Source organism: Streptomyces sp. 2A115, assembly GCF_052245575.1.
Classification (GTDB): domain Bacteria; phylum Actinomycetota; class Actinomycetes; order Streptomycetales; family Streptomycetaceae; genus Streptomyces.
This window is the reverse complement of the sequence record NZ_JBQQCG010000062.1, coordinates 55,994-71,369: the sequence shown is the minus strand read 5'-3', so window position 1 is coordinate 71,369 and position 15,376 is coordinate 55,994. Positions and strand designations below refer to the sequence as shown.

The following is a 15,376-nucleotide window of genomic DNA, read 5'->3' as shown; positions in this document are numbered from 1 at the left end:
CGGTCACGGTCGCGGTCACGGCGGTCGCGTCGACCCTGACGGCCGTCGGCACCGCCGTCACCGGCGTCGCCCTTGGCTTCGCCGGAGGCCACGGGGACCTCGGCCTTCGGCTCGCTCTTGGCCTCGGCAGCGACCGTCTCGGGGCTGCCGGCCTCGGCGGTGGCGCGACGCCGGCGGCGCTCGGCCGGGGCGTCTTCACTGGCGGGCTGGCCGGGAATCTCGATCTGCTGCTGGGCCACGGCCTTCTCGGCCGGGTCCGCCTTCTTGTCGGCGGCCTTGGCAGCGGGAGGCGCGGCCTCCTCGCTCGTGCCCGTACGAGCCTTCGAGGTGGCCCGGCGCTTGGGCTTGGTCTCGGTGGCGTCCGCGGCGGGAGCCGCGGTCTTGGCCGGAGTACCCCCCCCAGCCTGCGCCTCCTTGATGACCTCGATCAGCTGGCTCTTGCGCATCCGCGCGGTGCCCCTGATGCCGAGGCCGGATGCGACCTGCTGCAGCTCGGCCAGCACCATGCCATCGAGGCCGGTACCGCGGCGCCGACGGGAGCCGGCACCGGTGGCAGGCGCGGAGGCGTCCGTGGCGGGCGCGGCAGCGGTCTCCTCGACACGTGCGCCCATCAGATCGGTGGTGTCGCTCACGAAGGGTCCTTCCCTGGAGCGGACGTCGGCCTGTCTGGCTCGGCGACCGGTTGTGCTGTCCGACAGTGGTCCTTGCTTGTGTGGACCGTGCCGGGGCGGTGGTCCGCCAAAAGGCGGAAGGAATATCTGGGATGGCGCTTCCCGGGGCCGCGGCACTGAGGTGCGGTGTCGATCGGCTCGGTCACGCCGGTTCCGGAGCGTGCTCAGCACCGCTCAGCGCGTAGCACCCAAATGCATGGCACAAAGCAGTTTGGGAGGCTCCCGGAAGAAGGTTGTCCCGGACGGGGACACAAAGCACCTCGCCATGGTGGGGTCGGGTGCAGACTTGAGGTTAACACTACCGGATCCAACAAACATTCCCCCTCTCCAAATCCGGCAACCGTGTGTCACGGAGCAAGCGGCAGCACGCTCGCTCCCGTGGCGTCGAGGCCCAGCCGGTTGGCCGCCCAGCCCTCGCCCGCCAGTCGTGCGACCTTGTCGGCCGCCGTATGGTCGGCGAGCGCGAGCACCGTGGGTCCGGCGCCGGAGATCACCGCGGGGATTCCGTCGGCCCGCAGCCGCTCCACCAGTGCCGCGCTCTCCGGCATGGCCGGTGCGCGGTACTCCTGGTGCAGTCGGTCCTCGGTGGCGGGCAGCAGCAGCTCGGGGCGCCTGGTCAGGGCCTCGACGAGCAGTGCGGCGCGGCCCGCGTTGGCGGCGGCGTCGACGTGCGGAACGGTGCGCGGCAACAGTCCGCGCGCGGTCTCTGTCAGGACGGGCTTCGCCGGTACGAAAACCACCGGAACGATGGATTCGGCGGGCTCCATCCTGATGGCGCGCGCGGCACCGCCCTCCATCCAGGACAGCGTGAAGCCGCCGAGCAGACAGGCGGCGACGTTGTCGGGGTGTCCCTCGATCTCGGTGGCGAGCTCCAGGAGCGCCGCGTCGTCGAGTTTGCTGTCGCCGCCTATGGTCACAGCGCGTGCGGCGACGATGCCCGCGCAGATGGCGGCTGACGAGGAGCCGAGACCGCGGCCGTGCGGGATGCGGTTGGCGCAGACGATCTCGAGGCCGCGCGGCTGTCCGCCCAGCAGATCGAAGGCGGTGCGCAGGGAACGTACGAGGAGGTGGTTCTCGTCACGTGGCAGGGTCTCGCCGCCCTCACCCGCGATGTCGATGTTCAGGCCGGAGTCGGCCACCCGGACGACCACGTCGTCGTACAGCCCCAGTGACAGGCCGAGGGCGTCGAAGCCCGGGCCGAGGTTGGCACTGGTGGCGGGGACGCGCACCCGGACGGCGGCGGCGCGGAACGCTGGACCGGCCATCGCTCGATGACTCTCCTTGAGCTTGAGCTGCGAGATTTTCGAAATCCTGCGAGACATACGGAAAATGCGGAAGACCCTCAGGCCGCAGGGACTGCGCGGCACCGCGGCATATGCGGCGGGCGGGTTCAGTACAGCCTATCGAAGGAAGGTTCTGTGGCGACATAGGGCGCACAGGAGGCGCACGATGCGTGTCGTAAGCCCCTCGTGCACCCCCCTTTTTTAGAGCTCGGTTCGCCTCCGGGGCGCTACAGCCGGTGTCGAGGCGGTGATCGTGCTCGACCCTCCTTCGTCGGGCCTCCGCGCGTTCACCACCTCGACACCGGCGCGCCCCTTCGGCTCACTCGCTGCCGCCGGTACGGGACGAGGAGCCGCGCTACACCAGGCCGAGCCGTTCGGCGGCCGTGGCCGCGTCGACCGGGACCGTGACCGGCTGCGGGGCGCCCGCGACGGCCCAGTCGGGGTCCTTGAGGCCGTTTCCGGTCACCGTGCAGACGATTGTCTGGCCCGGATCGACCTTGCCCTGCTCGGCGGCCTTCAGCAGGCCGGCGACGGACGCGGCGGACGCGGGCTCGACGAAAACACCCTCCTGCGCGGCCAACAGCCGGTAGGCGCGCAGGATCTCACGGTCCGTCACCTCGTCGATGAAGCCGCCCGACTCGTCCCGCGCGGCCAGTGCGAACTTCCACGAGGCCGGGTTGCCGATACGGATCGCGGTGGCGATCGTCGAGGGGTCCTTGACGATCTCGCCGCGCACGATGGGCGCGGAACCGGAAGCCTGGAATCCCCACATGCGCGGGGTCTGCTTGGCGATCCCGTCGGCGGCGTACTCCGTGTAGCCCTTCCAGTACGCGGTGATGTTGCCCGCGTTGCCCACCGGCAGGACGTGGATGTCGGGAGCGTCGCCGAGCATGTCCACGATCTCGAAGGCCCCGGTCTTCTGGCCCTCGATACGCACCGGGTTCACCGAATTGACCAGCGCCACCGGGTAGTTGTCGGACAGCGCGCGCGCCAGCGTCAGACAGTCGTCGAAGTTTCCGTCCACCTGGAGGATCTTCGCGCCGTGCACGAGGGCCTGGCCCATCTTGCCGATCGCGATCTTGCCCTGCGGGACCAGAACGGCGCACACCATTCCGGCCCGTACGGCATAGGCCGCGGCGGAGGCCGACGTGTTGCCGGTCGACGCGCAGATGACGGCCTTCGCGCCCTCCTCCTTGGCCCGCGTGATGGCCATGGTCATACCGCGGTCCTTGAAGGACCCGGTCGGGTTCGCGCCCTCGACCTTGAGGTGGACCTCGCAGCCCGTGCGCTCGGAGAGCACCTGCGCCGGCACGAGCGGCGTACCGCCCTCGCGCAGCGTCACGACCGGCGTGGTGTCGGATACCGGCAGCCGGTCCCGGTACTCCTCGATGATTCCGCGCCATTGGTGGGTCATTGCTGGTTACTCTCCTTCAACCCGCATGATGCTGGCGACACCCCGCACGGTGTCGAGGTTGCGCAACGCCTCGACGGTCCCGTTGAGGGACGCGTCGGACGCGCGGTGGGTGACGACGACGAGAGAGGCCTCGCCGTCCTTACCCTGCTGGCGAACCGTATCGATCGAAACGCCGTGCTCGGCGAACACGGTCGCAACCTGGGCGAGAACACCCGGTTTGTCTGCCACGTCGAGGCTGATGTGATAGCGGGTCACGACCTCGCCCATGGAGCTCACGGGCAGTTGGGTGTACGCGGAGTCGCCGGGTCCGGTCGCACCGCTGAGCTTGTTGCGGCAGACGGCGACGAGGTCGCCGAGGACGGCGGAGGCGGTCGGGGCGCCGCCCGCGCCCGGCCCGTAGAACATGAGCTGCCCGGAGGCGTCCGACTCGACGAACACGGCGTTGTACGCGCCGCGCACGGAGGCGAGCGGGTGGGTGAGCGGAATCATGGCGGGGTGCACGCGCGCGGTGACGGACCCGCCGTCGGCGGCCCGCTCACAGATGGCGAGCAGCTTGATGGTGCAGCCCATCTGCCGCGCCGAGGCGAAGTCGGCGGCGGTGACCTCGGTCATGCCCTCGCGGTACACGTCGTCGAGGCGCACCCGCGTGTGGAAGGCGATACCGGCGAGGATCGCGGCTTTGGCGGCGGCGTCGAAGCCCTCGACATCGGCGGTCGGGTCGGCCTCGGCGTACCCGAGTGCCGTGGCCTCGTCGAGTGCTTCCTGATACCCGGCGCCCGTCGAATCCATCTTGTCGAGGATGAAGTTGGTGGTGCCGTTGACGATCCCCAGCACCCGGTTGACCTTGTCGCCGGCGAGGGACTCGCGCAGCGGGCGGATCAGCGGGATGGCACCGGCGACGGCGGCCTCGTAGTAGAGGTCCCTGCCCTGCTCCTCGGCGAGGGCGTGCAGCGCGGCACCGTCCTGGGCGAGGAGCGCCTTGTTGGCGGAGACGACGGAGGCGCCGTGCTCGAAGGCTGTGGTGATGAGCGTACGGGCCGGCTCGATGCCGCCGATGACCTCGACGACGACGTCGATGTCCCCGCGTTTGACGAGGGCGGTCGCATCCGTGGTGACGAGCGCCGGATCGATTCCCTCACGCACCTTGGAGGGCCGCCGTACGGCGACACCCGCCAGCTCGACCGGGGCTCCGATACGCGCGGCGAGGTCGTCGGCGTGCGTCGTCATGATGCGCGCCACCTCTGAGCCGACAACCCCACAGCCCAGCAGCGCCACCTTCAGCGGACGCGTACGCATCATCCGACCTCGTTTCCTCTTACCGTCACGGTGGGACCAGTCTCACTCACCGGACGGGAGTTTCTATCCCTGGTCCGGATCGTGAGACGTCTATTTCATTTACGCGCGGGCGAAAGACAGGAGATCTTCCGCCCGCCCCGGGTGTGTGCCTTCGATTCTCTCAGCCGACGTCGAGGCGCAGGAGGTCCTCCTCCGTCTCGCGGCGGACGATCACCCGCGCCTCACCGTCGCGGACCGCGACGACCGGCGGGCGAAGGGCGTGGTTGTAGTTGCTGGCCATCGAGCGGCAGTACGCGCCGGTGGCGGGGACGGCGATGAGGTCACCGGGCGCGAGGTCGGCGGGCAGGAACGCGTCCCGGACCACGATGTCGCCACTCTCGCAGTGCTTGCCGACGACGCGTACGAGCATGGGTTCGGCGTCACTGGTCCGCGACACGAGAGCGACGCTGTACTCGGCGTCGTACAGCGCGGTGCGGATGTTGTCGGACATGCCGCCGTCGACGGAGACGTACGTACGCAGTCCGTCGAGCGGCTTGATGGTGCCGACCTCATAGAGGGTGAAGGCGGTGGGCCCGACGATGGCACGCCCCGGCTCGACCGAGATCCGGGGGGTCCTGAGCTTGGCGGCCTCGCACTCGCGCGTGACGATCTCGCCGAGGGCCTTGGCGATCTCGTGGGGCTCTCGCGGGTCGTCGTCGCTGGTGTAGGCGATGCCGAGGCCGCCGCCGAGGTCGATCTCGGGGAGCTCGACGCCGTGCTCGTCGCGGATCTCGGCGAGAAGGGACACGACGCGGCGGGCGGCGACCTCGAAGCCTGCCATGTCGAAGATCTGCGACCCGATGTGGCTGTGGATACCGATGAGTTCGAGCCCGTCGAGCGCGAGCGCGCGCCGTACGGCCTCGGCGGCCTGCCCGTCCGCGAGCGCGATCCCGAACTTCTGGTCCTCGTGCGCGGTGGCGATGAACTCGTGGGTATGCGCCTCGACGCCGACCGTGACCCGGATCTGCACGCGCTGCCGCTTGCCGAGACTCTGGGCGATGTGCGCGACGCGGACGATCTCCTGGAAGGAGTCGAGGACGATACGGCCGACGCCGGCCTCGATGGCGTCCTGGATCTCCACCGTGGACTTGTTGTTGCCGTGGAAGGCGATGCGATCGGCGGGCATACCGGCGGACAGGGCGGTGGTGAGTTCGCCGCCGGAGCAGACGTCGAGGTTGAGGCCCTCTTCGTGCAGCCAGCGCACGATGGCACGGGAGAGGAATGCCTTCCCGGCGTAGAACACGTCGGCGTCGTGCCCGAACGCGGTGCGCCAGGCTCGGGCGCGAGCCCGGAAGTCGGCCTCGTCGACGAAGTAGGCCGGGGTGCCGAACTCCTCGGCGAGCCTGGTCACATCCAGGCCGCCGACGCTGACGACTCCGTCGGGCGTACGGGTGACGGTCTGGGCCCAGACCTTCGGGTCGAGGGCGTTGAGGTCCGCGGGCGGGCCGGAGTAGTGGCCCTCGGGCAGCACATCGGCGTGACGGGGTCCGGCGGGGTGTGCGGAACGGCTCATGTCTGTGTGGGCTTCCTCAAAGGTGTTCAGGTGCGTCGATGCCGAGGAGGGAAAGGCCGCCGGCCAGCACCGTCCCGGCGGCTTCGGCGAGCGCGAGCCGGGCGCGGTGGGCGGCCGAGGGTTTCTCGTCGCCGAGCGGAAGCACGGTGTGCTGCACGGTGAGCAACAGGTCAGCGGTGGTGACGAGGTGCCGGGCGAGGCGGTCCGGGGCGCGGTGGCGGGCCGCGGTGGCGAGGGCGGGGGGGTATGCGGCGAGGGCGGCGAGGAGGTCTTCCGCGCTCCGTACCTCGTGGTTCTGCGCGTCTTGCACGTCGCCCGAGGTGGGGGCGGCGGCGAAGCCGAGGGCAGTGGCGTTACGGGTGAGCGCCCGGGTGCGGGCGTGGGCGTACCGGACACGGAACAGAGGGTTGCTCCCCCGCTGGACGAGGTGGTCCGCGACGATCCGGGGCCGGTCGTGGGCGGCGGGGTGAAGCAGGGCCCAGCGGGCGGCGTCGCGGCCGAGCGGGGTGGGGTCCTCGGGGGCGGGTACGGGCCGGAGGTTGACGTCGATGACGTCGATGACGTCGTCGACCTCGATGACGTCATCGAGGTCGACGACGTCGTCAAGGTCGGGGAAAGCCGGGGCGCCGGGCCCACCGTGGGCGTCGGCGGTGACGGCGAGGGGGGCCGCCCATGCCGGGTCCGGTTCGGCCTCGCAGAACGTACGGACGAGGGCGCCCTGGGAACGCAGGATCCGCGCGACGACTTGGCCGGTGACTGCGGCGCGTACCTCGCAGGGGTAATGCAGCCGCACGATCTCCCCTTCTCCCGCCCTCTCCGCCTCTCCGCTCGGCGGCCCTTCGGCGAACCCGTACCGGTCCCCGCGCCGCAGGATCTCCCGGACCAGGGCCTGCTCTCCCCCATCCCCGTCGAGGGTGATGTTGAGGAAGCCGGGACCGGTGATCTCGACGCCTGCCACACCCTGGGCGCCGATGATGTGCGGCCGCAGGATCTCGGCGACCTGCTGGGGCGGGCGTCCGGCGGGACGGGCCAGCTGCAGGGCGACGTTCGTGGCGTAGTCGCCGGACCCACCGGGACCGGGGGACGCGACCAGCGCGCGCTCGGGCACGGGGACGGTGAGCTCACCCGCGTCCACCGCGCGGCGGACGGCGCGCAGGACGGTACGGGAGAGCTCGACGGGGGTCACGGGGACAAGCGTAGGGGAGGAGGGGGGTGGGTAGGCGAACGGGTTTGGGGAGGGTCCGCGATGTGGACGGTGGGAGTTCGCGCCTGCCGCCGTCGGAGAGGGGGCGGGGAGCCGGTGGCGGGGGACCGCGGCAACAGGTTCGCCCTCGGTCTGGCGCGACTGAGCCGGACGCGTTGGAGACGTCGGACGCATTGGAGACCTGGGACCTGGAGACCTGGGACCTGGGACCTGGGACCTGGGACCTGGGGACCTGGGGACCTGGGGACCTGGGGACCTGCGAGGAGACACCAGCCACTGCGGGCTGAACATGTCGCCACCCCCTCAGGACGGTTCGGCGCGTACGAGTACGAGCTGCACGAGTGCAAGCTGCACGAGTGCAAGCTGCACGAGTACGAGCCGTTGAAGGCCACGGTGGCGAGGAGCTGAGACGAGAGGCTCGGGCGAGCGGGGCCTTGGGGAGTCAGCCGCCCGCCCGGCCGGCGCGCTCGGTCTCTCCGGCACCGTAGGCACTGCCCAGCGACGTGGTACCGGAACCGCTGGCCGAAGCACTCCGCCGTTCCATCAACTGCCGTACGACCCGAACGAGTTCGGCAGGATCGAAGGGCTTGGCCAGGAAGGCGTCAACGCCGACGTCGAGGCCGCTCTCCACCTCGTACTGCGTGCAGGCGCTCACGATGGCGAGGGGAAGGTTACGGGTCCGCGGATCGGCCCGGAGCCGCGCGGCGGTGCACAGTCCGTCAAGCCGGGGCATCACCACGTCCAGGGTGACGACATCCGGCCGAACCTGATGAACGACATCCAGACACTCGACACCGTCAGCCGCGGTCACGACCTCGAAACCCTCCAGCTCGAGGTTGACCCTGATCAATTGCCGGATGACCTTGTTGTCGTCCACAACAAGCACCCGACCCGACGCGCCTGGCACACCTTGAGAGTAGGTCCGCACCCACGACCGCGTCCGGCTTTTCCCCACTTCCACCCCGCCCGAGCGACCCTCCGCCCACCGGACCCACAAGATCCGAACGCCCCCCGCACCCCCCTCCCCCACCCCCAAAACCCGTTCCAAACGACCCCGAAAGAGCTGGTAGGGTTCTACCCGTCGCCGCAAACACCGCGCCCGACACGCCCCCGTAGCTCAGGGGATAGAGCAACGGCCTCCGGAGCCGTGTGCGCAGGTTCGAATCCTGCCGGGGGCACCCTGTATGAGGTGCCCAGAGACCCCGCCATCAGCGCTTTAGCTGAGGACGGGGTCTTGGCGTTTGTGCAGGCGGATGCCGCTGAAAGCAGCCGTTTGCCAGTGATCACGTAATGACGACGTAATGATCTTGGCGACCCTTCCGGCAGGTCAGCGGCCGTTTGCCGTCCCCTTGAGCGTAGCTTTCCGACGCGCCTCCGACACGACGCGAGCCCCGGATCACTCCGGGGCTCGCGTGAGGGGCGTGTGGGCCCCTCAGTCTTCGGCGTCGTCCTCCTCCCCCAGACCCTTCAGGATCCGGTCGTTCATCTCTTGCTCCTGGCCGTCGATGCACTTGGCGTAGATCTTCAGCAGGACATCGACCGAGTGACCGGCACGGGCCGCCACCTCTGGGGCGGGTACGCCGGAGTTGAGCCACTGGGAGACGCCCGCGTGCCGCAGGTCGTACGGACGGAAGGCCAGCACCGAGGACACCTGATGCGGGACGAGCGCCATTTCCCGAGCCTGTTTCCACGCCCGGGAGTACGACGAGGCCGCGATCACGTTGCCCCGCTCGCTGGAGAACAGCCGGCCGTCGGGGGCCGTACCGAACTCCTTGAGGTGCTCACGGAGCAGCGTCACCAGCGGAGGCGGTATCGGCACGATGCGCACTTCGCCGCGCGCCCGTTGCTTCAGGCCGCGCCGGTCGTGAGCCTCCCCGGAGTCCGTCCACGCCTTCCCAGCCGTGGGACGGGTCTCCGTCAGCTCGATCCGACCCCAGCCGGACACCGGAAGTGTGCAGTCGGAACGGCGGAGTCCCAGCGCCTCACCCGGCCGCATGGCCGCGTAGTACAGGCACCCGAAGAACGCCCTCAGCCGTCGGCCGCTCGCGCGGTCGTAACCACCGACGTAGGTGAGAGCAGTCAGCAGTTCCCGAGCCTGCCGAGGATTGACTACCACCCGACGGTCGACCTCCTGCACCGCGCGCTTGCCGCGCTTACGGCGCACCCGGCTCAGCGGGTTGGACTGCAAGTGCTCCAACTCCACTGCGTATTCAAGGGTGTTGAATATCACCGCCCTGCGCCTGCGGTAGGTCTGGGTCGCCGCAGGTTTGCCGTCCAGCCTCCGGCCCAACCCGTCGATCAGCTCATGTACTCGGGCGATCTCCTGCAACTCCCCCACGGGGAGCGAGGCTTTTTCGATCCACCGCACGGCCGCAGCGATCTCGTCTGGCCGCTCCCGCTCTCGACGGGGAACCGGCAGGACATACGAACGCAGCGCCCGCCGCAGTACCTCGGGAGCGGGGCGCCCCCGCCCTGGTTTGATGAGGAGGGGAACGACCGTCGCCAGAGCATCAGTGATGCTGTCCCGTTGCTTCGCTGACGCTTCCGCCCATCGTGCGTCCACGTACTTCCGCGCCAGGTCAAGGAATGACAGCGCCGCCTTCCCTCCGCGAAGCGAGTCGGGCAGACCGGTGACTGTGTCGAACGGTTCGCCCTTGTCGGCAGCGCGGAGAAGCTTGGCCCGGAAGCGGTCCGCGAGCGCCTTTGTCTTGTGCGACTCGTGGAACGGCTCGCCGTCCACGGACCAGCGAACAAGGTAGGTCGGTTTCTTCGCGGAGCGGTTGATACTCAGCTTCCAGATGACGACCTTGTACGACTTCACGACGCGGCCCCCTCCGCACGCTCCGCCAACCAGTCGTTGAGTACGTCGCGGCGAACCCTCAACTCCCCGTTGGGCAATCGGATGCAGGCCGGGGCGATGCGCAGTTCCCGCCAGCGGTAGAAGGTGCGCCGGGAGATCCCGCCGAGTTCTTCGAGCACCTGCCGCACAGTGAGCAGCTCGGCCGCCTTCTCACGTGCCATGAAGACCACCGCCTTCCCGCACGGAGGCAGCGAGGAGCGCCGCCTCCGGCGAGTAGCCGCGCCCGGCGTAGCGCCACTGGCCGACCGTGGCGGTCGAGCGGTCGGCCAAGCCAAAGGCCGCCCGCTGTTCCTCCGCGCGATGTTCGGCACGGGCCTCGCGGAGTGCGGTCAGGGTGGTGGAGTAACGGCGCGATTTGGTGGAGAAGTGGCCGCCGTAGCCGAGCATGTGCGCCCAGCGCCGTAGTCCGAGCGGTTCGAAGGCGGGCAGGCCGCCGAGCCACCAACAGGTACCGATCATGCGGAGTACGTGGGCCCGTACGGGCAGGATCACCAGCTCCCGTGCCTGGTGGATCCGGCCGTCCACCGCGCCCGCGGCCTCGGCGCCCTTGGTGGCGTACTTGGCGACATAGCCCGCGACGGCCGCCGAGGTCAGCCGCTCCCCCGCACCGAACGCCGCGATGGGCCGGACGTCGACCTGTTCGCCGAAGAACAGCACGCGCCGGCCGACGACGTCCGCGCCGGGAGCAACGAGCCGAACCCGGCCGACGGCACTACGTACCGCATCAGCGAGGAGGGCGGTTGTCGCCCAGCCCGGCGGGGACGAGACCGGTCCGTCCGGTCCGTCGAGGCGGATCACGGCATGGAAGTGGACCAGACCCCGCCGCTGATACTCAGCCACTTTGGCGTACGACAGCCGAGCTACGTCCACGAATTCGGCACGCGAGAGACCAGCAAGCCGCGCGATCTCCCGGCGCAGCTCCAGACTGAACCGGTGCCAGAGCTGACCGGCATACGCCTGCCAGAGCACCGCCCCGGCGTAGTCGTAGCAGCGCGGGCACAGTGGCTCGCCGAGGAGGGGCTCATCCGCGGGATGCCGCTCATGACACCCGATCGGCACCCCGTGCGGGCAGCACTCCCCCACTTTCCGGGGACGGCAAGCCCGTACGCGCCCGTCGTGTTCACGGCGGGTGTGAACCGGGCCGAAGCCAGGAGCGGTGAGGGTGGCGAACACCCGAGGGTGCCCGCTCACCGACTCCGTGACGTTCTTGCCGCCGACCAGCCCGGCCCGGACCAGCTGATAGGTGTCGGCCCGGTAGAGACGAGAGCAGGTCGGGCAGACCGTCGCCCGCCGGTTGCCGCACGCCGTCAGTAGCCGACCGCCGTAGACATCCGACCCGTACGAGAACAGCGCCTCGCCCGTGGTCGTGTCGACGACGGTTGCCGCGCCGACCAGGTGGATCGGGTTGGTGCAGCCGCCGAGGCGAACGATATTGCGCCGCCAGGCAGCGAACTCCGGCTCCGCTGCCCTGGTGAGCAGGGCAGCAACGCTCTTCGGCAGAGGTTCGGTCATCGCCGACCACCGCCCCCGAACGCCTGCCACATCACGGCAGTGATCCCCTCCGGTCGGGTCTTGGCGCTGAACCGGAGCGTTGGATCGGTGAGCCAGACTGCGGCGGCATGCGCCGGACACAGATGCCGCTCGTAGCCGTCGAGCCCGACGAGGACGACCTGTTCACGTCCTACGCAGGTCGACCGTTCGGAATCGGTGCCCCTCAGTTCACAGTCCGGCAGAGGGGATTTGCGCGAACGATGCGCGGTGGACAAAGTGTGAGTGCTCCTTTCACTGCTCATGTGGCGGATGGAGTGGGTTCCTGACGGGGTCGGGTTTGGCGACTTCGCGCCCCGTCGGGAGCCCTTCGTACGGGCGATCACTGCCGCTCCTCGGGCGGTATCGCGATCACGCTGTACGCGATCGGTCCGAAGCCGCGGCGTGCGTTGTAGTAGCCCTCGCCGATGTCCTCCACGGGGACGCCGAGCGGCGTGGCGACACGTTCCGCGCCCTCCCTGCGAGCGGCAGGGTCGGAGGCGTCGACGAAGATGCCGAACGACGCGGTGCGCGGTACGAGGACATCGGGGTTGGTGGAGAGGAAATCCACCAGCTCACGGAGACCGGCGATGAACGCGGCACGGTCACCGGAGCGGATGACGTACGCGGGCATGGCTCACCCCTTCCTTTCCTTGATCGGGTCGATTCAGAAGCGGAGCTGGCCGAGGAAGCCGCTCACGCCGTCGAGGAACGCCTGAACCACCGGCGCGGCCACGGTCGTTGAGAGCAGGAAGCCGAAGGCTCCGCAGAGCAGCACGTCGGGCAAGCGCAGATAGCGGATGCGCAACAGGAACCAGATCAGGAGGCCGAGTAACAGCACGGCCGACATGGACACCAGCACGGCGGCCCCCTCTCACTTCGCTGCGGCGAGCAGTTCGGGCAGGACCGGGGTCAGGTGCGCGTACTCGGCCGCGATGGCTTCCGCGTCGGCCTCGGTGACCAGGTGAGAGCGAGCGCGTTCCCAGCCGTCGCCGGAGGCCAGGACCGCGGTACCGGCCTGTTCCGGTGTGATGGCTTGCGCCGCCTTGAGTGCATCGGGGTTGAGGTCTCCGAGCGCCATCTCTGCGGTACCGGGATCGGCCACCCGATGGCACACTCGCCCACCGAGTTGGGCCCGCAGGGCTGTGACTCCCGGCCCCAGATCGGAGCCGACCCGCTGGCCGGCCACGACGAGGAACACCCCGAGTGCCGCGCCGAGTTGAGCCAACCGGATAAGCGCCGTACCGGCCGCCTGCGCTTCGTCTTTCTCGTTCCGGCTCGCGACGAGGAACAGTTCCGCGATCTCGTCGACGATCACGACGACGGGGACCGGACGTTCCTTCTCGGGAAGGCCCCAGATGTTGCGTACGCGAGCCGCCCGACAGACGGTCATACGGTCGAGCGTCAGGTCTACGAGCGCCACCAGGAGCTTGACCGCCTGTTCGCGGTTGGTCGCCAGCGCGGACAACCGGGGCTCGTAGAGCGACAGTTCCATGCCGCCCTTGCAATCGATCCCGACCAGCGCGACCGGTTGCGGAGCCAGCCCCGCAACGAGCGCATTGATCAGCGTCGACTTGCCGGAACGAGTGGCACCGACGATCAGCCAGTGCGGCACGCGGCGCAGGTCGACCACCCATGCGGCACCGGTCTCCAGCGCACCCACCGCGACCCGGAGCAGATGACCGGGCCCGCGTTGCTTCGGCACCCGAGGAGCCGCCAACGGATCCGCCACCGAAGCAGCGATCCGCACGGTTCCCGGCTTCCAGGAGGTCACCCGCACCGCATGGACCTGCCAGTCCTCCGCCATGGCGGGCCCCGCCTTGACGAAGTCCTCGGGCACCTGCCCCGGCAACAGCCGCACCAGCAGCCAGAATCCGCCGACGGTCGGTCGTATGACCCCGCGCCGAGGGACGCGCGGCTGAGGAGGGGGTGCCCCGTTGCCGACGAGCCCGGACACTACGGTCAGCGCCGGTCGACGACTAACGGCGAGCCCGCACCCGGCCATCAATGCCCGCCAGGTGTACGTCACCCGGAAGGCCACGGCCGGGAAGCCGAGTAGCAGCCACCAGGCCACGGGGTAGCGGCGGCGCAGGGCCGGGCCCGCGATAAGCAGGCCCGACACCAGCACTGTGGCCACCAGCAGTACCCAACTCGGCCAGGTCGCCCCAGCCGAAGAGGTGGAGGCCAGGATCATCACTGCCCGGCCCCCTTCCCAGCCGAAGCCGGAGCGTTCAGGGGCCGGATCTCCGCAGCACGGAAGGCGATCCCGTGCCGCCCGTCGTTCTCCCACGGAGTGGCGACCAGGTCCCGCACCGCCACCGGCATACCGAGCTGCACACCGTTGGGCTCCCCAGCCACGCTCACGTTCACCACGTCCGCCGACGACCCAGCCATCAGGCAGAGGCCGACTTGGTACATGGTCTTTCCGGTCTCACGGTCAACGCGGAGCTGACCGGTCTCACGATTGGCAACCCGCGGAGTCGGGGGAACGGCGCAGATGATCCCCGTGAACTTCGCGGTGTCGATCGGAAGGCTTGCCACTGTTGAACTCCTCATCTCTGGCGCCCGAAGGCCGATCCTTCGGGCTGCTAGACCACCCGTAGTACGGGTGACGAATCCAGAGTGCGACCCGTAGTACGGGTTGTCAACCGTCTTGTGATGGGGGACGCTGTCCAAGAAGTTGGTCAACTTGCCCAGCTTCTTGGACAGCCGCGAGGCGAACCGGCCTTGGAGGGCCCTGCATGCCGCCGAAGAACACGCAGCCGAAGTACCGGCAGATTGCCGACTACCTGCGCGAAGGCATCCTGAACGGCACCTTCCCCGCCGGCCAACCCCTCCCGTCCGAGGAGGCGTTGGCAAAGCAGTTCGGCGTGACGCGTCCCACAGTCCGTCAGGGCCTCACAGAGCTGAGGGCATCCGGTCTGGTCGAGGCGATCATGGGCAGGGGCACGTTCGCCCGCTCGCCCCAGAGCCGCCCAAGCCTCACGCGCCCGCGCGGCGTGCGCCTGGCACCCGACGGCCGATACGTAGAAGCTGACGGCATCCGATGGGAGGACGCCGAGCCCTCCGTAGCCACCCGCACTGACGCCCCGATGGCCCTGGCGGACCTACTCCGCATCCCGCCGGGCGAGCCGATGTTCACGTACGACGCCTTGCAGACAGCCGACCACGGCCGCCTCCGCCAACTCCACCGCACGTACGTGCCGTTCTCGGTACTGGTCGACACCAAGTACGAGGAGGAGGCACCGCCCCCAGCACCGGAGCTCTACGGGGCGCTCGCGGAGCTGGACCACGAACTCCACTTCACGGAGTACGTCCGCACCCGCATGCCCCTCCCCGACCAGGCCCAGGCCCTCCGCCTCCCGAACGGGGTCCCACTCCTGCACGTCATCCGCGTAACGCTCAACGAGACGGACAAGCCGCTGGCCCTTGAGGAGTTCCACCTCCCCGGCGACGACTTGGAACTCTCGTTCAGGCTGTAGCCGGACATCGGAGCGCAACCGAAGCGCACCCCCGGTTGGCTCAGACTTTCTCCACGTCATCAAGCCGCCGCGCAAGCGCGGCGCTCG

Annotated in this window: 15 protein-coding genes and 1 tRNA gene; 2 read left to right on the top strand and 14 right to left on the bottom strand. The window is 69.5% G+C overall.

What is annotated here, in order from left to right:
* The 7 genes from ACTWQR_RS38785 to ACTWQR_RS38755 form a co-directional block, all read right to left on the bottom strand.
* Positions 1-632, bottom strand: a 632-nt coding sequence (locus tag ACTWQR_RS38785) for a Rho termination factor N-terminal domain-containing protein (protein WP_443231948.1), incomplete at its 3' end; no start/stop codon positions are given.
* A gap of 386 nt (positions 633-1,018) precedes the next feature.
* Positions 1,019-1,936, bottom strand: coding sequence for a homoserine kinase (thrB, locus tag ACTWQR_RS38780; protein ID WP_443231947.1), 918 nt, complete (start codon positions 1,934-1,936; stop codon positions 1,019-1,021).
* 373 nt (positions 1,937-2,309) lie between these two features.
* Complete coding sequence (gene thrC / locus ACTWQR_RS38775; RefSeq protein ID WP_443231946.1) at positions 2,310-3,368, bottom strand: threonine synthase; 1,059 nt, start codon at positions 3,366-3,368, stop codon at positions 2,310-2,312.
* A 6-nt stretch (positions 3,369-3,374) separates the two neighbouring features.
* Positions 3,375-4,664 (bottom strand): homoserine dehydrogenase, encoded by a 1,290-nt coding sequence (locus ACTWQR_RS38770; protein ID WP_443231951.1) that lies wholly within the window; start codon positions 4,662-4,664, stop codon positions 3,375-3,377.
* 160 nt (positions 4,665-4,824) lie between these two features.
* A complete protein-coding gene (gene lysA, locus ACTWQR_RS38765) occupies positions 4,825-6,216 on the bottom strand; it encodes a diaminopimelate decarboxylase (protein ID WP_443231945.1) in 1,392 nt (463 codons plus the stop codon).
* 16 nt (positions 6,217-6,232) lie between these two features.
* On the bottom strand, positions 6,233-7,402 hold the full coding sequence (nrtL, locus tag ACTWQR_RS38760; protein WP_443231944.1) for an ArgS-related anticodon-binding protein NrtL: 1,170 nt from the start codon (positions 7,400-7,402) through the stop codon (positions 6,233-6,235).
* A 460-nt stretch (positions 7,403-7,862) separates the two neighbouring features.
* Positions 7,863-8,375: a response regulator gene (locus ACTWQR_RS38755; protein WP_443231943.1), complete on the bottom strand. Its 513-nt coding sequence runs from the start codon at positions 8,373-8,375 to the stop codon at positions 7,863-7,865.
* 151 nt (positions 8,376-8,526) lie between these two features.
* Here ACTWQR_RS38755 and ACTWQR_RS38750 point away from each other — a divergent pair.
* Positions 8,527-8,598, top strand: a tRNA-Arg gene (locus ACTWQR_RS38750).
* 254 nt (positions 8,599-8,852) lie between these two features.
* On the opposite strand, the gene ACTWQR_RS38745 is transcribed toward ACTWQR_RS38750, so the two are convergent.
* The 7 genes from ACTWQR_RS38745 to ACTWQR_RS38715 form a co-directional block, all read right to left on the bottom strand.
* Positions 8,853-10,241: a tyrosine-type recombinase/integrase gene (locus ACTWQR_RS38745; RefSeq protein WP_443231942.1), complete on the bottom strand. Its 1,389-nt coding sequence runs from the start codon at positions 10,239-10,241 to the stop codon at positions 8,853-8,855.
* On the bottom strand, positions 10,238-10,441 hold the full coding sequence (locus ACTWQR_RS38740) for a helix-turn-helix transcriptional regulator (RefSeq protein WP_443231941.1): 204 nt from the start codon (positions 10,439-10,441) through the stop codon (positions 10,238-10,240). Before ACTWQR_RS38740 ends, ACTWQR_RS38745 begins: the two co-directional genes overlap by 4 nt.
* Entirely contained in the window at positions 10,431-11,792 is a 1,362-nt protein-coding gene (locus ACTWQR_RS38735; protein ID WP_443231940.1) for a replication initiator, read from the bottom strand. Before ACTWQR_RS38735 ends, ACTWQR_RS38740 begins: the two co-directional genes overlap by 11 nt.
* Positions 11,793-12,150: 358 nt before the next feature.
* On the bottom strand, positions 12,151-12,441 hold the full coding sequence (locus ACTWQR_RS38730; protein WP_443231939.1) for a hypothetical protein: 291 nt from the start codon (positions 12,439-12,441) through the stop codon (positions 12,151-12,153).
* A gap of 33 nt (positions 12,442-12,474) precedes the next feature.
* The gene (locus ACTWQR_RS38725; protein ID WP_151478111.1) at positions 12,475-12,669 is read right to left on the bottom strand and encodes a hypothetical protein; all 195 of its coding nucleotides are present in this window, start codon (positions 12,667-12,669) and stop codon (positions 12,475-12,477) included.
* A gap of 12 nt (positions 12,670-12,681) precedes the next feature.
* Positions 12,682-14,001, bottom strand: coding sequence for an FtsK/SpoIIIE domain-containing protein (locus ACTWQR_RS38720; protein WP_443231938.1), 1,320 nt, complete (start codon positions 13,999-14,001; stop codon positions 12,682-12,684).
* Entirely contained in the window at positions 14,001-14,348 is a 348-nt protein-coding gene (locus ACTWQR_RS38715) for an SCO3933 family regulatory protein (protein ID WP_443231937.1), read from the bottom strand. The genes ACTWQR_RS38720 and ACTWQR_RS38715 overlap by 1 nt, the downstream gene beginning before the upstream one ends.
* 200 nt (positions 14,349-14,548) lie before the next feature.
* Here ACTWQR_RS38715 and ACTWQR_RS38710 point away from each other — a divergent pair, with 200 nt between their 5' ends.
* Positions 14,549-15,289: a GntR family transcriptional regulator gene (locus ACTWQR_RS38710; RefSeq protein ID WP_443231936.1), complete on the top strand. Its 741-nt coding sequence runs from the start codon at positions 14,549-14,551 to the stop codon at positions 15,287-15,289.
* Positions 15,290-15,376: the final 87 nt, after the last annotated feature.